General features: G+C 39.9%; 13 protein-coding genes and 1 other RNA gene. 9 read left to right on the top strand and 5 right to left on the bottom strand.

Annotation, left to right across the window (positions count from 1 at the left end; genetic code table 11):
* The first annotated feature begins 76 nt into the window (after positions 1-76).
* The 5 genes from DPX34_RS15905 to DPX34_RS15885 all read left to right on the top strand — a co-directional run bounded on the left by DPX34_RS15905 (position 77) and on the right by DPX34_RS15885 (position 12,183).
* Positions 77-3,715 carry a TonB-dependent receptor domain-containing protein gene (locus DPX34_RS15905; RefSeq protein ID WP_111979437.1) on the top strand — a complete coding sequence of 1,213 codons (3,639 nt, stop codon included), beginning with the start codon at positions 77-79 and terminating at the stop codon, positions 3,713-3,715.
* An 85-nt stretch (positions 3,716-3,800) separates the two neighbouring features.
* Positions 3,801-5,558, top strand: a complete 1,758-nt coding sequence (locus DPX34_RS15900) for an Ig-like domain-containing protein (RefSeq protein ID WP_111979436.1) — start codon at positions 3,801-3,803, stop codon at positions 5,556-5,558.
* Positions 5,559-6,059: 501 nt separating this feature from the next.
* A complete protein-coding gene (locus DPX34_RS15895; protein ID WP_111979435.1) occupies positions 6,060-7,070 on the top strand; it encodes an XdhC family protein in 1,011 nt (336 codons plus the stop codon).
* 107 nt (positions 7,071-7,177) lie between these two features.
* On the top strand, positions 7,178-7,861 hold the full coding sequence (locus DPX34_RS15890; RefSeq protein WP_111979434.1) for a nucleotidyltransferase family protein: 684 nt from the start codon (positions 7,178-7,180) through the stop codon (positions 7,859-7,861).
* Positions 7,862-9,024: 1,163 nt separating this feature from the next.
* Entirely contained in the window at positions 9,025-12,183 is a 3,159-nt protein-coding gene (locus tag DPX34_RS15885; RefSeq protein ID WP_111979433.1) for a LamG-like jellyroll fold domain-containing protein, read from the top strand.
* A 162-nt stretch (positions 12,184-12,345) separates the two neighbouring features.
* Here the strand turns inward: DPX34_RS15885 and miaE are convergent, their stop codons facing one another.
* Positions 12,346-13,104 (bottom strand): tRNA isopentenyl-2-thiomethyl-A-37 hydroxylase MiaE, encoded by a 759-nt coding sequence (gene miaE, locus DPX34_RS15880; protein ID WP_111979432.1) that lies wholly within the window; start codon positions 13,102-13,104, stop codon positions 12,346-12,348.
* A 263-nt stretch (positions 13,105-13,367) separates the two neighbouring features.
* On the opposite strand from miaE, the gene DPX34_RS15875 reads away from it, so the two are divergent.
* Entirely contained in the window at positions 13,368-13,799 is a 432-nt protein-coding gene (locus tag DPX34_RS15875; protein WP_111979431.1) for an FKBP-type peptidyl-prolyl cis-trans isomerase, read from the top strand.
* A 107-nt stretch (positions 13,800-13,906) separates the two neighbouring features.
* Here the strand turns inward: DPX34_RS15875 and DPX34_RS15870 are convergent, their stop codons facing one another.
* The gene (locus DPX34_RS15870) at positions 13,907-15,082 is read right to left on the bottom strand and encodes a lactonase family protein (RefSeq protein WP_111979430.1); all 1,176 of its coding nucleotides are present in this window, start codon (positions 15,080-15,082) and stop codon (positions 13,907-13,909) included.
* A 9-nt stretch (positions 15,083-15,091) separates the two neighbouring features.
* Complete coding sequence (locus tag DPX34_RS15865) at positions 15,092-16,324, bottom strand: XylR family transcriptional regulator (protein WP_111979469.1); 1,233 nt, start codon at positions 16,322-16,324, stop codon at positions 15,092-15,094.
* A gap of 140 nt (positions 16,325-16,464) precedes the next feature.
* Here DPX34_RS15865 and DPX34_RS15860 point away from each other — a divergent pair, with 140 nt between their 5' ends.
* Positions 16,465-17,355: a class II glutamine amidotransferase gene (locus DPX34_RS15860; protein WP_111979429.1), complete on the top strand. Its 891-nt coding sequence runs from the start codon at positions 16,465-16,467 to the stop codon at positions 17,353-17,355.
* A gap of 250 nt (positions 17,356-17,605) precedes the next feature.
* Complete coding sequence (locus DPX34_RS15855; RefSeq protein WP_111979428.1) at positions 17,606-17,836, top strand: hypothetical protein; 231 nt, start codon at positions 17,606-17,608, stop codon at positions 17,834-17,836.
* A 93-nt stretch (positions 17,837-17,929) separates the two neighbouring features.
* Here DPX34_RS15855 and DPX34_RS15850 read toward each other — a convergent pair whose 3' ends face one another.
* The gene (locus tag DPX34_RS15850) at positions 17,930-18,763 is read right to left on the bottom strand and encodes a LysR substrate-binding domain-containing protein (protein ID WP_111979427.1); all 834 of its coding nucleotides are present in this window, start codon (positions 18,761-18,763) and stop codon (positions 17,930-17,932) included.
* A gap of 222 nt (positions 18,764-18,985) precedes the next feature.
* Complete coding sequence (aroA, locus tag DPX34_RS15845) at positions 18,986-20,272, bottom strand: 3-phosphoshikimate 1-carboxyvinyltransferase (RefSeq protein WP_111979426.1); 1,287 nt, start codon at positions 20,270-20,272, stop codon at positions 18,986-18,988.
* 248 nt (positions 20,273-20,520) lie between these two features.
* On the opposite strand from aroA, the gene ffs reads away from it, so the two are divergent.
* Positions 20,521-20,617: signal recognition particle sRNA small type (gene ffs / locus DPX34_RS15840), an RNA gene on the top strand.
* The last annotated feature ends 1,674 nt before the right edge of the window (positions 20,618-22,291 follow it).

The following is a 22,291-nucleotide window of genomic DNA, read 5'->3' as shown; positions in this document are numbered from 1 at the left end:
TAATAAGCCAAGGCAGGTTTGATTTTAAGCCTGTCTAGCAAAATAAAGCACTACATCACAATAGTGGAGAGGCCACATGACACAACAATTTAAACTAAAAGCAATTTCTGTTGCAATAGCTGCATCGTTTATCACCATGCCTATTTATGCTGCGGAAGAAGTCGACGAAGAAGCTGCTGATGAAAGCATTGAGGTTATTGAAATTACCGGTTTTCGCGGTAGTTTACAAAAAGCCATGAACGCTAAGCGTTTTGCTAAAGGTATCAGCGATTCAATTCATGCTGAAGATGTTGGTAAATCAACTGACCAAAACATCGCAGACGCATTATCTCGTGTAACGGGTGTAACCGTTCAAGAGTCAGATGGTGAAGGTACACGTATCTCAGTTCGTGGTGCAGGTCCTTCATTAAACCAAATATCAATGAATGGTGTTGCCTTAACGGGTGGCTTGTCTGGCGATGGCGATGATGCTGTAGCCGATAACAGCGTTGATTTAAGCTCTTTCTCAGCTGATATCCTATCTTCAATTGATGTAATCAAAACCGCTTCTGCTGATCAAGATGAAGGTTCTCTAGGTGCAAACGTAATTTTACGTACCGTTAAGCCATTAAACTTAAATGCGCCTCGTCGTAATGTCACCGTTGAAGCTCGTAACAATGAATACTCGGGTGAAACAGATGGCCGTGTATCGTTAAGTCTTGCTGACAAGTTTTTTGACGAAACATTTGGTGTTGTGTTCACTGTCAGTAAAGATGAGCAAAAAACTCGCCAAGATCGCATGACTTCAGATTGGTATGAGTCTTCAATTCCAATTGCTGATGCACTTTCTAATTCAGGCCGTAAAGCCCATGATATTGCGACTGGCAAGCCAATTCGTATTTTGCAAGAAGGCCAAACAGCTGAAACTTTACCTGAAGTGGGTACAGCGGGTTACAATGTTGATGACTATGTATATCACGAAGGTAACCTGAACGTATTAGCACGTGATTTCCAAGATTTTGGTGCTAACTTTAATATCCGTTCACGTGAAACGGTTAATCTAGGTTTACAATTCCGCCCAGGTGACGACACTGATATCCAACTTGATATCAGTCATACAAAGCAAGAAGTAGAAACGGATAACCACCGTATTCGTTTAAACTTTGCACCGGCTATATTACCGTTTAGTGGTGATCCTTTAGTTGAATGGAACGGTGTTGATTTAGAAAACAACACATTAGCCTCAACACGTGGCCGTCATATGTCAGGTTGGTTTAACCGAAGTACGGGTTTACAGACAGTTGAAACAGATGTTGTTTCACTTGCAATTGAGCACCAACTTACTGATACGTTGAAAGTTTCATTAACCAGTGGTTTTTCAAATACAAATGATGAAACAGATGGTCATATAGCCATTACTTCTGCTACTTGGGGTACAACGGGTCAAACATTTATTGAAGGTATGGACAGCTCTGTCATTGAGCCAATTGGCTATGATTGTTCAGATCCAGCCAATTGTTCATTCTTTACCGGCGAAACAGTTGCTCAAGCCGATCCACTCGATGGTTCACTGATTACAGCGAGCAGCCGTTTTAACCCATTTGATTTAGATGCTAACCATTTAGGTGGGTTTTCATTCCGTGATAACTATCAAGAAGATACTAACAAATCATTATTTGTTGACTTTGATTGGGATCTGGATGTAGGCGGTATAACAACGGTTGAATTTGGTTTTAAAGTTTCAAACCGTAAAAAAGATGTTGATGCGTTATTAACGCGTATTACCAATGGTCAAGCACTCGTTGATTCTGAAAATTCAGATTTAAACTATGCGACTAACGGCATGCAGTCAATTAAATTAGCTGACATCATGTCTGACGAAGCGTTCCCTGTGAATAATTTTGCTGAAGGTTTGCAGGACGACAGATCAAATGACTTCTTTGCTGGTTGGCCAATGCTAAGCACATCAAAAGCGATTGCTGAATACACCAATACCGATTCTGATTCAGTTCGTGCTGCCCGTAATACCTTAGGTTCGCGCGAAATCGAAACCGATACGCAAGCTTTATACGGTAAAGTAAACTTTGAATTTATGGATGGTCGCTTAACTGGTGACGTTGGTTTCCGTTATATCAAAGATGAAACGGTTGCCAGTGGTGTATCAGGTATTAACTTCTATACCAATGCACATGCAACTAACCCATACGAGTTAGTCTTTGACCGTGGTTTAGCTAATGTAGAGGCTGGGGCATGTTCGGAAGAGCCGGAATTTAATGAATTCTTTCCTAATGGTGTGGGTGATCAACGTTACGGTACCGCTAACGAAGCCGAATTACAAAATTGTCATGAATGGCGTGTAACCCATGCGTATGTTTACAATAACCGTAATACCTGGCCTGTTGATCCTGCTACCGGTGAGTGGCGCTTTAAAGATGCAGCAGGTAACCCTGACTATGATGTAAATCGCCTATTATGGGTTGATTATAGTGGTGACACACCGGTCGTTACACGCAATGATGTGTTGCCTTCAACTATTATTGATATAAATGGCAATACTGTAAGCACAAAACCTGGTCAGCACAGAAGTTTCAACTCGGGTTTACGTGGCTATGTTGATACTACGACTATCTTACAAGCTTTACCTGGCGAAGATGACGACAGAGCGTTCTCTCGTGAATCTGCATTAACGGATATGGGTAGCAACTCAATGTTCTTACCAAGCTTAAACTTAAACTATCAGTTTAATGCTGACATGATTGGGCGTTTTGCTATATCTAAAACCATGTCTCGTCCAACATTTGATTCTTTAAACCCACGTTTAGAATTACGTGAAGATGGTTGGCAGCCAACAGCAAAAGGAACAGTCGGTAATACGCAACTTAAACCACTTGAATCTAACAACTTGGATTTATCGTGGGAGTGGTACTTTAACGAATCAAGCATGACATCTGCTGCTATATTCTATAAAGACATGAGCAACTTTGAAGAAGAAGTTCAAACGCCTTATTACTACAAAGATGTTCGCGAACAGTATGACTTAGCAAGCGGTGACTTATTACTTGAGAAAGTTGACGGTATGACGCCAAGCAATAGTGATTGTCAAGCTCATCGTTACATGGGTGGCCAAAATTCAGATTGGGCATTTGAATGTCATGAAGCGACTGTTGATGTTATCAAAAATGGTAAAGGCGCAACGATTAAAGGTGTTGAACTTGCTTATAACCAAACGTATGACTTCTTACCAGGTGCATTATCAGGTTTAGGTTTAAGCATTAACTACACCTATGCTGATTCAGAATCTGATGCAGAAGAAATTGGTAATTCAGGTTTATTCTTGAAACCATTACCACAACCTTTTACACCAAAACATTCTGCTAATACGACTATTTTCTGGGAGAAAAACGGTATCCAATTACGTTTAGCAAACCGCTTTAATGATGTTCAACTTGTTGACCGTGGTTTAGTGGGTGGTGCTATCTGGCAAGATGCTTCAAATCGTTTAGATTTCAGCTCTAGCTACCGTATAAATAAAATGTTTACGGTTACTTTCCAAGCGACAAATTTGACAGATGACAAGCGTCGTACGTTCTACACCAGTACAACTACGGTATTAGGTGATGGTCAAACCTTAGACGAAGGTAATCCAATGAATGATAGCGGCGTTTACGATGAACGTACTTGGGCTGAATACAAAACAGGTCGTCAGTATCGTTTAGGTTTACGCGCTACTTTCTAATTTAGTCATTGTTTAGATAGTCATATTAAATATTGCTTGGCTTAGCCGAATAGGCCAAGTAAAAAGAAATAATTGGAGAAGTAAGATGAAAACAACCTTACTAAAAAACACATTTGTAATGGTTTCGATTGCCGCCGCGCTTGCCGGTTGTAGTGATGTAGAAGAAGGTCGCGATTTTAATTTTGGTAATGAAGAAGCGGTAACGTATAGCGACGACTCAATCAACAAAACATTCGCTGAAGACAGTGGCATTGTGACAATCGATCTATTCGAAGGTGCAATGTCTAATGGTGAAGCATTGACGGCTAGTTCAACCGGTATATTAGTGCGTGAATTCTCATTTGAGAATGCAGGCGGAACCGATGAAACTAATTTAGCGCCCCCTGTAGATGCGGAAGATTTCTCTCCGTTCCGTCATGAAGGAAATGTATTAACGGTAAACACCGATTTATTCTCAAACTTATTGCATCAATGTGGCGACAAGCCCCAGCACACTTATACCATTAATTATGTATTAGATAATGGTTTTACACCGCCGTACACGGGTGAAGCTCGCGACCCTGATGAACTTCGCCCAGGTGCACGTAAGCTAAACCTAACCTTAACGGGTAACGAAGATGCTTTAGCTAGCATCAACATTACTGATAATGACGCAGCTATTCCTGCATCAGTTGGCGGTAATACACAATTAATGGCTGTGGCTTTACCGGAATATGCGTGTAATAAAAATTATACGTGGTCAGTAAGTGATACAGACATTGCAACGGTAAATGCTGCTACAGGCATGTTAACTGGCGTTAAAGCGGGTACGGTTACCGTTACTATTACGTCTGAAGTGGGTGGATTAGTTGACACTGCAACTGTTGAAGTTAAGAACGCTCCAATAGGTGTTGCTTCAATCGCGATTGATAACGCAGCTAAGCGAAGTGTACCAAGCTGTTCAGCCGCTGCTTTCAATGTTGTACCCACAGCTAAAACTGGTGAAACACTATCTGGTACGTTCGTTTATACTTGGTCTTCAGACGCTGACCAGTTTGATTTAATATCATCTTCAGCAAATGCAGACTTTAGTGAAATGGCATATTTACGTGCTGATACTAATGATGCTGTTGCTACTGACAAAATGGTTTCGGTAAATCTTTCTGCTGGGAATATTGCTGATGCAACCGCTGCTATTGATATAGAAAACAACTTAGCATGTGGCGCAACCGGTAATTTTGATCAGTCTTTTGAAAGCATCGCAGGTGTTTGGGGAACGTTACCTAGCTCGGGTTTAGCAACGTTAACAACAACTCCACAAGGTTTAAGTGGCGGTGGTTATGTATTTACCATGAATCGTGATCCTAACGCAGGTGAAGAGTATGGCTTTAACTCACTAAACTTCAACCGTGGTAACACAGCTAACAATGTATTAGCCCGTGAGTTTGGTTTATTACGTGATAAAGCCGATAACGGTGGTTCTTGGGGTAAAGAAATCAAAGCTTCAATGTGGGTTAAAGTGGTTAAAGCTGACAATTCTACAACAGCTGATAGCGTTAAATTAACGCATACCATTTTACCTTGGTTATCGACTCCTGGTGGCGCTCGCCCAGCTAAACGTGCTTTAAGCCCTGAGTTTGTAGGTATGATCACACCAGGTGAATGGCAGTATATTGAATTTGTTGACCAACAATGGGATAACGATGCGACTACATCAGCAGCGACCTTTACTGTGCCAACTACATGGACTCATCGTACTGGTGAGGGCGCAACAAGTGTTATTCCTGAGTTCTTATTTGAAGGATTAATGCAAGGCGACCAAGTCTTCGTTGATGACTATGCGGTTGTTCGAGTTGACCAATAAGTCTTTAGCTTTTAATTAATAAACTGTAATTAAGCCACTTGTTTGTACAAATCTAGAACTTCGTACAAGCAAGTTGGTTTAATTTTAATTAGGTCGTTCACCTAACTTATAACCTAGATTTAGCAACGCGCTATCATTTAATGAATAATTCCAGCCCCATAGCTTTTAACGCATTATTATCAAACTTACTATTCCGATCTCAATTTGTACTTGTATTACTTTATTGTTCGTTGTTTATCATTTAAATTTTTCATCACGATATTATCACTGCTTTAAATTTAGCAAGGCTTGCAAATTGTTAATGAAAATGGCAGTTTAAAACGTAAATTATTAACGTTATTGCAAGTAGTTAACAATTTATTATTGTTGATTTATTTTGCATGTTGTTACACTGTGAGCCCAATTTAGCCATTAGACGCATAGCTGTTTTAAGTAAATTACAAGTTTAAACTAAGAAAGACAAAGCGCTTATTTCATTACACATTTTATAGGAAAACTTACGTGTCAAACCGATTTCAACATATTTTACAACAGTGGTTTCCCTTAAAAGATGATGGTGAATGGGTACTCGCCACGATCATTGAAACTAAAGGCTCGGCTTATCGCAAAGCTGGCGCGATGATGTTACTGAATAGTTTTGGCCAAAGCTTTGGGTTATTGAGTGGCGGCTGTTTAGAAGCTGATCTGATGCGTCAATCACGTAAATGCCTACACGATAATAAGGGCTATCAAGTTTGTTATGATATGCAAGATGATACTGATATTAGCTGGCAATTAGGTATTGGTTGTGGTGGCATGGTGCGGGTGTTATTACAGCCTATTAATCAAGCCAATGGTTATTTAGGGTTGATCGAATTACTCTCAACACTGCAAGAAGGCCAACCGGCTTATTATCAACTCAATACGTGTGTAGAGCAGCCTCTTGATGTTTATGCTAATCAACTTGTTAGTCAAACCGATTTTGCATTGGTATCTACAAAGGGTAAAAGTGTATTAACCCCTGCTGCGTTTTTTACTTGTGTTAAACCAGTACCCCGGTTGTGCATATTTGGCGGAGGCACAGATGCTTTGCCTTTGGTTAACCTGGCCCATAATTTAGGTTGGCATACAACCTTGGTCGATAGTCGTTCGCACTACGCTCGACAAGCTTACTTTCCTTTGGCTGATCATATTATTAAACAACCTTATGCTGAATTAAACCAAGCGCCTGACGTGATTAATGCGGATGCTATTGTTGTGATGAATCATAATGTGGGTTTAGATGCCCAGGCGTTAAAGGCTTGTGAACTGAGTTTGGCTAAATATATTGGTTTGTTAGGTCCAAAACATCGAACCGAAAAAGTATTTGATGACATTGAATTAAATTTAGACAGATTAGTACCTCGTTTGCATAACCCTGTTGGTTTAAATTTAGGTGGCGAATTACCTGAGTCGATTGCACTTGCAATAATTGCGCAAGCGCATGCACAAATTGAAGCCGGAGATTGCGCAAGCTTAAATGCGTTTGAGTAGTTGCTGGCTGTTAAACTTGAGCTGAATGTAGTCTTTATTTTTTTATTTAGGGTAGTTTGTAAGTAGTATGGTCTTGCTTTATAAATTGACCCGCATGAGTATTTGTTATGGCAACCCCTTTCATTGATGTTTTAATTTTATCCGCAGGGCAGAGTTCACGTTTTAAAGGTATCAAGCAGCTTGCGAAATTTGAAGGGCAAACATTACTTAATCGTACTATCACTCAAGTTAGTTTGGGCAATGTTTATCTTAATCAATGCCATGTGGTGTTAGGGGCTAACGCTGAACAGATTGCGCCTACAATTGCGCCTACTATTACGCGTACCATTACACCAAACATTGCGCTTACTGATATCCCTGCAATTAACCCAGAAAATCCCGTCACGACCGCCTCCTTAACTCAGTCGATTAATTTATTATTTAACCCAAGCTGGGAAAAGGGAATGGGTGAAACAGTATCTTATAGTATTCAACAGTTGAAAAACTCAATGTCATCAGTACTCATTTGTCTGGTTGATCAACCTCTTATAACTAATAAACACTATGTTGCGCTTTGTAAGCTCGCTTACGTCAATCCAGATAAAATCATTGCGAGTCAATCTGCTAAAGGTTTTGTTGCCCCCGTGATTTTTCCAAGCCTTTATTTTGATGAATTGATTCAACTGGCAGGTGACCAGGGCGCTAAGAAATTAATACAACAACATGCACAGTCTGTTATCGGACTTCATTGCCCTGAAGCATTGCTTGATGTCGATACTCAACATGATTTGGCTAGATATATACCCAAGTGACTTCAAGATGATGAACGAGCATATTGAAGTGACTTGGGTATAATGATTGTTAAGTCGTTATGATTGTCGCTTTAGGTGACCTCCAGGTTTGGACATAAAGCTAAACTTTTATCATTGCAAGCCATGTTAAATCTTGCGTAAAACGCTACCGTTTCAGCAAAAAATCAAGAAAATAGCATAAAAAAATAAAATTTTTATGCAAGCGTTTGCTCGGTTGATAACATTAAAATCATATGTTTAAATCATTCTTAACAACTAAGCCATTGTCATATTCAAGTAATTTAACAACGCCCTAGGCTAGCAAGTGAAGACCATAAAGTAGTTTCAATTATAGTCAAAGCGATCGGGTTTTAGGGGCAGGTTTCTCGTTCCAGACGAAACCGAAGTACTTACATCCATGTAAGCAAAGCCGTCAAGCTTCGAGACCCCATGAGCATATGCTCTACTATGTGATTGGGGCGAGAAAGCGCTGACAATGAACCATAAAACCTGAGCGAGAAGACTATAAAAATGGTTTGCTTAAGAATGCGTTGTTGAAGAATGTGAGTAGCCAGTGAGAACTGTCAAATGAATGGTAAGTTAATAAGCCTACAATCGAATTTTATATAGTCGACGCACGACTATCACTTTTACCCTTAAGCTGTAATGCTAAAGCCTTGAGCACTTTGTTGCCCAAGGCTTTTTTTTTTGCTTAAATGCCTCGTTTCAACTAACTGTGTCTCGCTTTCTTTTATTGTTTATTTGCATTTACTTTTCTAGGTCCATCAACAATATAACGACGGACACGCGTCAAAAAATACAAATAGCCCGTGTAAATGTTAATGATTCTTTAACCGGTCGCTTTAGTATTAAACCCCTAATTAGGTGCTAATGTCTGCTATGTTCGCTTAAATGCTACGTATTAAATAATAAATACCAAAATTCATGTTCAAGGGAATTATTTTGTTGATAATAAATACATCATATGTTTAAATAAATCTTAACATTTGGTGCCGTGTAAAGGTAACACGCAGGTTATTTTATTATATCCATTCAATGTTGGCGTTTTGCAATCAGGACGATTGTTAGCATTTTCATTTATTAAATCCTGGATTTGGATGAAAAATGAAATTACTCACTTAAAAAATACGACTGTCGCTACACAACAACATAAGAAGGTTTAAATGAAATATAGTTTATTGCCTGTAACGCTTGCGCTAATCAGCATACAAGCTTTTGCTTTACCCGAATTACCGACCATTGATCGTGATGTACACATGACCGAGAATGATCAATATACACGGCCAACTATTCCTACATTACAAACGACGGCAGACGGTCGAGTGGGTATTTCACACAAATTAGAAAATGGCCGTATTGGTATTCGTTTGCAAGTGCCTGAAAAACTAAATCAACCTTTTTTATCAACTGCAGCGGGCTCAGGTTTAGATATTATGAGTCACCCTGCACAATATTCGCCTACTGAAGCGAGTATAGCGAGTAACCAAGTCGCTGGTGATGCGTCTTCGCATATGGGGCTTTGCGATCCGGCTTTTAACCCTGATTCTAATGTTAAAAACCCTAAAGCTTGTGGCGTTAATAATGCCGATGATTGTTATGACTTTACGTTAATTCGTTCTGAACGCGATGATAACAATCGCGATTTAAGAACAATATATGGCACACCGATGCATGTGCGTGTTGCGAACCCTAAAACAGCCAATGCTCGAGTTGTTGAAGTCACTGCCGGTACACCTATTGAAGGGTCAACCTTTGCATTGAATGGTTTTTTAGAGCCGATGGCAACGAGTGATGGTCGATTGCTTTTTTTACGCGTTGGAGCGGGCACTGAAATCACTTGGCAAAATAGCCAAGGGCAAAATATGACATCAAAATCAGATAATGTGTATTTTGTGAATGATAACCCTGAAAACCCAACTTACACGAATGCTAACGGCAATCAAGTTGTCGCCGATGCGTGTGATGTAAGGCTGTGGGACAAAGTGTATCCACTAAGCCATGCGCCTTACGATACAACAATTAATACGCGTTATGGTTTTGCGATGAACTTATTCCGTGACATCACTAACAAGGTTATCGCTGATGGTGTACCAATAGGCACATACCCGTGGATCGATAAAGGGGGTGATAACATCACGTTTACCGCCGTGGGCACTGAGTTATATGATGGTGATACCGGTGTATCTGAATACGAAACGCGCTGTGTATTACCCTCAAATCAATGCGAAGCTGATTTGGATAGTCAAAATGGTTCTGCGCTTAATGGCCGTGTAATGATGGGGTTGTGGACTCGCGGTAAAATGGTATTACTGGATAATATTATAAATAACATCGATTTTACGTTGCACAGTGATGACGCCTCGCAGCGATTTGTAAAGTTGTACGAAGCCCAAGGTAACAACGATGGTTTTACGCGAGTTGGCAATGGGCGTGACAATCGTGAAGATTTATTACCGGTGGGTAGTTCGGGTAACACAACGTTTTTTGATAGTAATGAACATCGTTTTAATTATTTAGCTAACATGCGGCCGATCACACCGGCTGATGTAACGTGGCTCGTGAGTTCAGGCCGTGGCACCACAGAAGTGCCGTTTGATGATTTTTTAAATCCAAACAGTTTCATTAATGCCAATATGACTCAAGCGATTGAGTTAAGAAGTAACGGTGCACGTCGACCGGTTAATAACGCTATTCAAAATGCAGCGACTGCAACGGCTAATGATTGGGCTATTCCTTCAGTTGGCGAGATTATTGGCGATGCACGCATTGAACCTATTGCTAAAGGTGGCGTGAATGGCAAAGGGTTATGGTTAAATGGCTCAAACGCGGGTATTGAATTTACCATTGATAGCCAGCCTCAATCGATTAACACGCATGATTGGTACTATAGCTTGTATGTTGATATGCGCGGCGATCAATCGGGTGAAAAATCATTAATCACGTTTCCAGATAACAGTGAAGTACGCATACGTAACGGCAATCGCTTAGTTTATATTGATAATACTGGCACCCAAGTTCGTTTGCTTAATACTATTATTCCTTTTCCAACTAATGGTTGGGCGCATTTAGGTTTACAATTAACGAACAATAATCGTACGATCACAACCTACGTAAATGGGTTTAGAACAAACCGTTTTACGCATGCCTCTGCCTTATTTCAATTAACGCCGGGTGAATTAACGGTTGGTTTTAACCGAAAAAACACGGCTAATGTGAATCATTTAACCGGTTGGATTGATGATTTTAAAGTGTTTGCTGAGCAGGTTAATGTTGAAGTTGCGTGTAACCATGCTAATGGCACATTGGCTGGTGTTGATACCAATGCGCCTGTGCAGTGGGCAACATTGGCTAATCGTTATGCTAATGCTTCACACAATGCGATCACTAACGAGCTTAGCCGCAATAATCAAACAACCTATGGCCAATATGTGTGTTACAACGATTTATCGGCTGACTATGCTGCACACTTAGCCAATATACCCACCGGTTTAGTCACGGTGCGCGATGCCATTAATTTTCCGGAAGGTCCGTTATTTCAAGACCGCCCACGTCCGGATTCAACACAAAATGCGTTCTGTTTAAGCTGTCACACGGCAGATGGTAAACAAGGCTTAACGATAAGCGCATTAGCGCTTGATCCGACCGTTAATGCACCGAATGACCCGCGACGTCAACCGATGCAACCTGATGCACGTGTGTTTGGTAACATACCGGCAAACTGGTTAGGTGAGGGCATACCGGCTAATCGGTTTGTAGCCGATGCTCAAGCAGGCTTTTTGATTGACCGCTTAGTGTTGCCATTATCAACCGATAACACACCTAATGAACCCACAACACCAGATGAGCCAGCAATACCCGACGAGCCTGCGACCCCCGGTGATCCTGAAACTAACTCACCGACTGATCTTGTAACCGCAAGCACATTAATGGAGCAGAGCACAAATTGGCAAAATAACACGGTATTACATGCGATTGATGGTGATGCCAGTGATAATGCCAGCGAAGCACTCGCCACTCGGGGCACGAATGCTAACTTGGTGTGGCTTGAGTTTGGTTTTGCAGAAGCGAGTGAACTCACGTTTTATATGAAAGAAGAGCAATCAGCAACCGATCAAATCAGTCGTTGGAAAGTGCAATACTACGACAATACGGCTAATAGTTGGGAAGACATAATGGGCTGGCAAATTAGTAATAACAGTAGCCTTAAAACCTATAGCCCTACTGCTAATACAAGTTATGCACAAGTGCGCGTGTTATTGCAAGCGCCTAATGGTAAGTTAACCGGACTGCAAGAATTCAATATTATCGGCACGCCTTTATGATCTAGACAAGATAGCTAATACAAGATCATTAATAAAAGCTAAGCAACACAACAGTTTATCTTTAAGCTTCACGAAAAAAGCCTTGAACGTCTTTTTGCTCAAGGCTTTTTTATTGCACCTTTTTTATTGTACGTTAATGCGTTAAGACGCAGACATACAAACCTAAAACGCCGGTGCGCCGCTATGAAACTTAAAGTCTTTGTCTGATGAGGTAATCAATTCGGCTTCAGCTTCGCCAAAAAAGGCAACTCGTTCGGTAATGTCCGTCGTCGAAATCTCTTGAGCCAGTGTTAAATAATCTTGAAAGTGCCGCGCTTCTGAGCGTAACAACGAAATATAAAAATCCCCTAAACGTTTATCAACATGCGGTGCTAATTTAGCAAAGCGTTCGCACGATCGCGCTTCAATATAAGCACTAATAATAAGCTTGTCGATGAGGGCATCGGGTTCAAACGTTTTAACATGCTTTAATAAACCTTTGGCGTATCGGCAGGGTGTAATACTGCGGTATTCGATGCCATATTCGTCCATTATTTCAAGTACTTGATAAAAGTGATGTAATTCTTCTTTAATTAAAACGACCATTTTATCGATTAAATCTTGGCCGTAAGGGGAGTCAGATTTAGGGATAACCGACTTGGTGAGTTTATTTTTACTTGCAAGGCTACGCCAATCACCTTCACGTTTGTAAATAAGAGCTTCAAACGGTTTTAACCATGCTAACAACGCATCTGCACTGTCTTTATCAACGGCATATTTTCGGATTAAGAACATCGCCGACTGCGCTGCTTTGAGCTCACAAATTAAATGATCAATTAAAACAATATCAAGGTTTTCTTTTTTAACGGCTTCATTAACCCAAGCGTCAGGTGTTGGTGATTTTAAAAAAGCATTAATAGGGGCGAGTAGGGTAGCTAACATATAAAATGGTTTTCTCTATTGATTGATAAAGGCGATGTTTAAACGTGCAAAACCTGACCGCTTAACTTGAAATGTGCATTATACGCATGCGATTTTAAATTACTATTTTGGCTTTCAAGCTGCAGTGATTTACAACGGATTTGACGCTGTGCGCTCATCTACCCAAGTCACTCAAAGGTTTTGATGAGCATATTGAAGCCACTTGAGTATAAGTGACTTGGGTATATAATATCGCGCTCTCTTTTTAAAATATTAAATACACAATGGCCCGAAACAAAGTTAAAAAAGCATCAAAGGGTTCGGCCGGATCGAACCGTAAAAATACAGAAGACTTTCTAGATAAATACGAGAGTAAACCCGATGTGATCAGTACGGGGTCGGGTTTGATGTATCGCATTATTGAAGATACCCAAGGCGCTAAACCAAAATTCACCGATACCATTATCGCCAATCAACGTATTTTATTAGCCGATGGTAGTGTTATAGCCGATACCTATAAGGCGGGGTTGCCTGATGAGTTTTCAATTGCGGAAGCGATTCCGGGCTTGCAAGAAGGTTTGCAATTTATGCCAATAGGCGCACGGTATGAATTTGTTATACCACCTGACTTAGCTTGGGGTAAAAAAGGCAATGGCAGTAAAATTGGCCCAAATGCCGTGATGCAGGTTGACTTACGATTAATCAAAATTGCGTAATTGAAGGGCGATACGGTTAAGCATAATTGATCTTGTGAATAAAAAATGCCAGTTCGAGCTGAACTGGCATTTTTGTTTTTAACGTTTAAGTACGAAACGTAAGCTCATTAAAATGGCGAAATAAAGGTAGGATCGGGCACGTTTAATACATGCGGTGTTGCACTTAAATAACCGGTTTTAACATCGCGTTTTAACACGTTAATGGTATTAGAACGGCGGTTAGCGACTAAAACATATTGGCCGTCAGCTGAAATAGTAAAGTCGCGAGGCCAATCGCCGCCTGTGCTTTGATTATGCAAATAAACTAAGGTGCCGTCGCTATTTACTTTAAAACCGGCAATTGAGTTTGCACCTCTATTAGACACATAAACAAAGTTGCCATCTTTTGATACTTTAATGGCTGCCGCTTGGCTATGGCCTACATGGCTTTTATCTACCGTATTAATGCGTTGTAATTGGTTAAACATACCGGTTTTTGCATCATAGGCGAGCACGATTATTGTATTGCTTAACTCGTTAATAACATAAGCTAAATCTTTGTTTGGATGAAATGCCATATGGCGAGGGCCATCTTCACTTTGCGTTTTAAAAGCGACATACGAATCGACAATTTTACCGTTTTTGAAGTTATAACCATAAATCGAATCGGTACCTAAATCGATACTAAATAAGTGTTTACCACTTGGCGACCAGTTTATCCAATGTAAGTGAGGTGATTCTTGGCGTTGATGTGTGCCTTTACCGTGATGTTTGTAATGACTGGCGAGCGTTGTTTTTGCGCCATCAACATCAAATAAATGAATATCACCCGACATATAGTTTGCGATCGCGACTTGGCTATTATCGGGGCTTAATCCGATGTGGCAAGGAGCCCAAGCCAGCTCAGTTTGTGAAAAAATAGATTCATATAAGGCATTATCGCTTTTACGATTGAGTATGCCTAAGCCGCCGGTTTTAGTTTGAATGACAGAATAAAGCGTTTCTTTATTGGCCGGATCCCAAGCTAAATAACTTGGGCTAATTGCATTTGCCAGTTTAACAATAGGGCTTAATTCTCCTGTTTTAGGGTTGAGTGTTGTTTGGTATATTCCCCCGTCATAAGGCGCTTTATTTGAACCGCTAATAATAATGGTTTGCGGAGCCGATTGTTCAGTGCTTGCCTGCGATGCGTGATTAGGTTGAGTCAATTGGCATGCGCTTAAAGAAAGGCCGCAAACGATAGCCGTAATAGACTGAGCGATTGATTTTTTATCTCGCCATGGGTTTAAGTTTGTTAGTTTCATTATTTCTCTTTATGAAGTTGTTTTTTGTGTAGTGTTAGTAAAAGTGGCGTTGAACTCATCGTCAACTTTGTTTTTTCGTGTATTTTCACGATAAACAATAGGCGTGGTTTCAAAATGTTTTTGAAACACCGCATATAAATATTGTACAGAAGGGTAGCCACTCATGGTGGCGACCATATGCATGGCTAATGTGGTATCGGTTAAAAGTTCGGCTGCTTTATTCAGCTTGGTCATATGGAGCTCGGTGTGCAAGCTATAGCCGAGGGCATCTTTTATACGTTGGTCAAGGGTTGAACGAGATACTCCCACATGATCTACAACTTGTTCTACTTTAATGCCTTTAGTCGCGTTTAAGCGAACAAAGTTTACGGCTTTCATGACATGTGGATCGGTTAAACCTAAATAATCAGATGATTGACGCTCTGCGATCCCTTCGGGGGCAATTAAGTGAGCTTCAAATTTATTGCTATTCTTATTCTCTAATAATTGATGCAATTGTTTAGCGGCCATAAAGCCTATTTTTTCACTGCCTTGCATCACCGAAGATAAACTGGTTCGCGATAAATGGCGGGCAACATCATCATCATCAATGCCAATAATCGAGACTTCTTCGGGCACTAATATGCCCAAATGATCACACGCTTGTAGTAAATGCCGAGCACGCGCATCGTTTACCGCAACAATGCCAATGGGTTTGGGTAAGCGCAATAACCAATCTTTTAAACGGTCTGCTGTTTGCTGCCAGGTTTTAGCTAAAATGGGTTGGCCAATATGTGATTGAAAACTAACCCCGTGTTTTAAGGCGAGTGCTTCAGTTGCTTGATGGCGCTCTTGTGCCCAGCCGTTGCCTTTTGTTTCGGGGATGCCATAAAACGCAATACGGTTAATATGTTTATCAAGCAGGTGTTGAAATGCTAATTCGATTAAGCTGGCGTTATCACTTACAACATGTTGAATTTCGCCAATTTGTGACTGTTCAAATGATTGGCTACCAACCCCAACAATAGGCACGGTAAATTGATTTAAACTTTGACGAATTTCAGCACTGTCTAAATCGGCAATTAGGCCGTCACATTCAAGCGCGTTAATATTGTCGAGACGACACAAATAATCTTCTTCAGTGTAGAGATCCCAATTTACCTGATTTGTTCGCATGTAAGCGCCAACACCCTTTATAATTTGACGATTAAAGGCACTGTTCGCATTGAGCAATAAAGTAATGACATGTTTTTCTACAGGCATAATAAAGTGATTACAGTTTGATGAATAAAATAAGGCGAACTGCAAGCTTACCTTACGTTACATTACATTTACAATATTTCTTATTTGGCTTAAGCAAGGTAAACTTAAGCATCTGAATTGATGAGGACAATTTTAAGCAAATGTGTCGATTTTTCGCCTATAGTGGCCCTGAAATATTAATGGATGAATTATTACACAACGCGTGTAATTCGCTGATAAAACAAAGTAAATCCGCACAAAAAACACATTTGCCAGTGAATGGCGATGGTTTTGGCATTGGCTGGTACCCAACGCATGATGATCCAGAACCGGGCACCTTTGTTAGTGTTGACCCGGCGTGGAGCAACAAAAACTTATTGCAACTGGCGAGCAAGTTAAAATCATCACACTTTTTTGCTCATGTGCGTGATGCATCGGGCGGATTGTCGGTGAGTTTACAAAATTGCCACCCCTTTCAACACGGCCGCTATTTATGGATGCACAATGGTTTACTCGACGAGTTTGATTTATACCGACGTGATTTGTTAGCTCAGTTAAATGACACGCTTTTCAACGCCATACAAGGCAGCACAGATTCAGAATACGCGTTTGCTTTGTATCTTCACAATTTAGCTCAACAAGTTGAACGTTTTGCTGGTGAAAGTGTTGATGCCATGCAAAGCGCGTTATTGGCGTGTATTAAACAAATTATGCAATTAAGAAATAACAAAGGCGCTCACCGTAATGCATTTATGAACTTTGCTGTGACTAATGGCGAAGATACGCTAGTAACGCGTTTTTCGAGTGATGAAAACACTCAGCCTTCTTCATTATTTTATGCTAAAGGACAGTTGCGACGATGTGGTCAAGGTTTGTTATGCATTGAAAATAATCAAAACACCGATGAGCATGCAATTATTATTGCATCAGAACCATTAACGCAAGATCGCGAAAACTGGATTAAAGTTGAACGCAATCATATGGTTATTGCGAGAGCTAATCAAACCGTTAAAACGATGGCGATACCGTTGCCTTATCAACGCGATTTATAATTAATAAACATAACGTTGATAAATTTTTTTATCAAAACCATAAAATTATATTGCTTTATTTATTGTCAGTACCCGCTACTATTTCTTTATTGCAGGTGATTAGGTCTTTTAACTTGCAGCTTGAGGTTGCTCTACACAACTAGGCACCTCACAAAAGACTATCGGTGATTTACTAAACCAAATGATTAGTTAAATCACCCCCATTATTAATTGAACAAGATAATTTTCTTGTACTGATAGAGAAACAACAATGAAAAAATCATCATTAGTTAGCAGCGCTTTAATTTTATTAGTCTCTAGCTTTGCCGCTTTAGCAGAATCAACACCTGCACCGGCCAAAGAGTTAGCTGATGTGGTTGCACAATGTAAAGCTTGGGCGGCAGAAGACGAAATTGAAGCCAATGAATTGAAAGCTTATTTATTAACGTGTGTTAATGATGAATTAGAAAACTTAGGTTACGATCGCGTAAAATCAATCTAATTTTTCGTCTAGATAATGTAATTCCACGTTAGTAATGCAAAGGGCTGTTGATACAGCCCTTTTTTATACCTAAAATTTATTCAGCATATTGCGCTAACTAAAACAATTAAATGCTTTATCAATTAACGCTTGGCGTTGGCTTTTAATTAAACTCAACGCGTATATTTCACGTTGCAATATCGGCGCATCTTCAATAATAAATAATTGCTCATCTAAATATTCATTAATCATTTGTTGTGGCAAATAAGCTGCACCGCCTGAATGCAAAATATAATTAAGTGCGACCCGAGGCTGATTTATTTGATGGCGTGGTTTGAGTTGTGGCGAAAGCTCTCGGGTCAATTGTTGAAATACAAATTCGCCATAATCGACCATAACAAATGAATCTGTAAGCGCTTGAATTAAAGGCTGAGACGGCTGATTTGAAACGAGCAATAAAGGAACGGATGCTATTTTAGTGGTGGTAAAGTCATCATGATAAATGGGCTCAAAGACAAACGCCACGTCGATTAATCCACGCAATAACTGGCTGTGTAATTCGTGATGATTGGCGGTGTTTGTGGTTACGCTTATTTCAGGTGCTTGTTGATTCAAATTATTCAGCCAATCTTGCAAAATAATATCCCAAATCGACATCATCGCACCGATGGTTAATTGCTGATTGCCGTTATCAGCACCGGCAACATCTTGCTGAGCCACTTGCCAAGCAAAAATCATCGCTTTAGCATGTTTTAATAGCCGATGTCCTTCGGCGGTTAATTGTAAATTTTTACGATCACGATCAAATAAACTCACATTTAAATCAGTTTCTAACAACTTGATACGCGCGCTAACTGCTGCTTGCGTAATAAATAGGGATTCAGCCGCTAAACGAAAGTGACGCGTACGGCTTACTTCAACAAACGTTTTTAATAGTTCAATTTTCAAAGACGAGAAGCTCAAAAAAATAAGAAACTCGTTTTAACGTATAACCAAGCCGGTGTAAAGAAATCGATAGGCGGCACGGTTAGATTCAAAGCAAAATCATTAAACAAAGTGGGGTGTTGAGCGTATTGAAGTCACTTGCGTATCAATAAAAAAATACAAAAAAGCCGCTGAATTGATTTATCAACTCAACGGCTTTTCAAAAATATAAAACGTTAAGTAAACTTAGCGTTTAACAACCGATTCAAATAATTCAAAATAGGTGGGGAATGTTTTAGCCGTACACTTAGGATCATTAATGGTGATCGCCGTGTTACCCATAGCGGCTAGCGAGAAACACATTGCAATGCGATGGTCATCATAAGTATCAATGGCCGCATGCGTTAACTCAGCCGGTGGCTCAACAATAATATAATCTTCGCCTTCTTCAACGGTTGCGCCTACTTTGCGTAGTTCGGTTGCCATGGCATATAAACGGTCTGTTTCTTTAACTCGCCAGTTATAGATATTACGAATAGCGGTTGCGCCTTTAGCAAATAACGCTGTGGTGGCAATGGTCATGGCGGCATCGGGGATGTGGTTAAGATCAACGTCTACCGCATTTAAAGCACCGGTACCGGTCACTTCAATATACTCATCTTGCCAATTAACGTTAGCGCCCATTTGCTCAAGCACTTCAGCAAAGCGTGAATCACCTTGCACGCTTTTATTGCCAACACCATTAACACGGATAGTACCGCCTTTAATAGCAGCCGCGGCTAAAAAGTATGACGCTGAAGACGCATCGCCTTCAACTAATACGCGCCCGGGAGACACATAAGATTGGTTGCCTTTAACACGGAATACTTCAAAGTTGTCATTTTCAACCTCTACACCGAACAACTTCATTAAGTGTAAAGTAATTTCGATATAAGGCTTAGACACTAATTCGTCAATGACCACAATTTCCATATCGTTTTGTGCCAGCGGAGCCGCCATTAATAACGCGGTTAAAAACTGACTTGAAATACTGCCTTGAATTTCAACTCTGCCACCTTTTAAGCCATTACCCTTAATTTTTAACGGTGGGTAATCTTTATCTTTTAAGTAGGTTACATCGGCACCTACTTGTAAAAGGGCATCAACTAAATGACCAATAGGGCGTTCAAACATGCGTGGTTCGCCGGTTAAAACAAACTCGCCTTGGCCTAAACATAGTGCTGCCGTTAACGGACGCATCGCGGTACCCGCATTACCTAAAAATAGTTCTTCAGCGCCAGAAATGTTAATAGGGCCGCCTAAACCTTGAACAGTACACTCAGTGTTATTATTCGATAAGGTGTAGCTAACGCCCATTTGCTTTAATGCCGTTAGCATGTGGCGAATATCATCACTATCTAAAAGGTTAGTTACATGCGTTTCACCTTTAGCTAACGTGGCTAATAATAAAATACGGTTTGATAGGCTCTTTGAACCCGGAATGGTGACTTCGCCGTTGGCAGAAGTGATAGGCTGAATAGTTAAGCTTTCCATTGGTATAATTGTCTAAGGTTGTTCAATTTGAATACCGTAAGATTATCATGATTTATGTCATTTGTGCGGCACTTTTTTACTATTACATATCCAAAATTGATGAGAGCCCACGTGATTGTAAGCATAATTAAACAACACTTGATTAATTAAACAGCAAACTGTTTTTTATCGTAATTATTTTACTTATTAGCCTTGATTAAAGCGCAGGGTTTGTGGATAATGCAGCCGTTTTCGCGTTATGGTGATCTTATCGGTTCCTTCGCAATGATAGTTCATGAATCTGGTCAGGCCCGGAAGGGAGCAGCCACAGTGAATGACTCATGTGCCGAGGTGTAGCTGGTGAGATCGCCACCTCCCTTCTAAAAATTTTCAATTCATATTTATTCAAACTACTTACCTGATTTATTACCCTAGATTTCAACTAACAATTAAATCAAGTCTATACAAAAATGATTGATAGAATATGGTTAAGCATTAACCGTTAATTTGCAGAACACCCACTAAACCGGTTTTTTATGTAAGTTGTTGAATTTATTTGTATTTTACCTTGCTGAACGCAACCAAGTAGGTTGGGCTGAAGTATGAAGCCCAACACGCTCTGTTAACTCAAAAACCGCCATTTTAATACACCATACGTGACGTTGGGCTTCGCAAGCTTAGCGCCAACCTACTTGAGGGGGTTATGAGGAGAAGGGGGGTTATGATGAATGTCCTACACGCTGCACGTATGACACGCCGTTAATTACGGGTTTAATATTGAAGCCAGCTTTCCTTAAAAAGCAATATCCTATAACATTAAGCATTCCAATTTAAAGTTGGGCGCAGGCATCAACTTCGTTCAACAAGGCATCATGCGATCACACACTACGTGACGTATGAATGTTAAATGTTATGTATATCTAATGTGCTCATTTCTTATTAAGTTTTACATTGCGATTATGTGCATGATGTTATTTGTCTTATCTTGTTTTTCTATTTATGTTGCTCATTATTATACTCTAATACCTGTCTTATTAGGTGTTATTGGCTTGGGCGGGGTTTTATTGGGTAATCACTATCTATCGGATATTAAAACGTTTAAATTCAGAGATGTCGCTTTTGAAAAGAAAATATATTTTTCTTATTTTATTGGGGCTATGTCTCCGATCGTTTGGGGGTTAATGACATCATCTATAAGTTTTATGATAGCGCTTGTTTATGCCTTTCCTGCACTTCTCTTTATTATTGTCTTTATTTTTAAAATCCGCAAAATCAAGTATACCTGAGAAAAATCGATGTCCTGCATGCACACTTTTAATGGCTTATCGCAATAGCTATGCCAGGTAAATAATTGAATAAGGTCTATATTTTTTTTTACTTAACGCAGACAAGCAGGTTGGGCTGAAGCATGAAGCCCAACACGCTCTGCTAACTCAAAAAACGCCATTTTAATACACCATACGTGACGTTGGGCTTCGCAAGCTTAGCACCAACCTACTTGAGGGTTATGATGAGTGTCCTACACGCTGCACTCAAAAAGATGGTAAATAAGATTGAAGCAGATGACAAACTTAGATACTGTTTAACGCAATTAAAACAATAATTAAAAACGAGTAATTCTACAAGCTCGTTAGGTATATCTCAGTGGGTTACAACATTTTGGCGTTGAATAAGTATAAAGTTGATATATTCCTTATCATTACACTTTTAATTTTAATGTCAGTTTGGAGTTACAAAACTAGACTATCCGAAAATATAGGTACAATAGATCTCACAAATAGTGAATTATCTTGTAAAAAAAATCGTAAATGGGATAACTTTAAAGGGTATTTTCATTTAGATTATCAAGCGTATTATTTATCAAGAAAATTTAACTCTTGCCAAGATTTTAAAGTTTTGGTGCAAGGTCATAAGCTTCACGCACACTACCTCAAGGGCAATAACCTTATTATCGACTTCTATATTAATAATAAGGCATATTATCAAGAGCCCAAAAGCGGTGTAATATTTAACATCCTATTTTTAACAATATTAAGTTGG

Origin of the sequence: Algibacillus agarilyticus (genome assembly GCF_003286125.1) — a bacterium.
GTDB classification, from domain to species: Bacteria; Pseudomonadota; Gammaproteobacteria; order Enterobacterales; family Alteromonadaceae; genus Algibacillus; species Algibacillus agarilyticus.
This window is presented reverse-complemented; position numbering and strand designations above follow the sequence as displayed.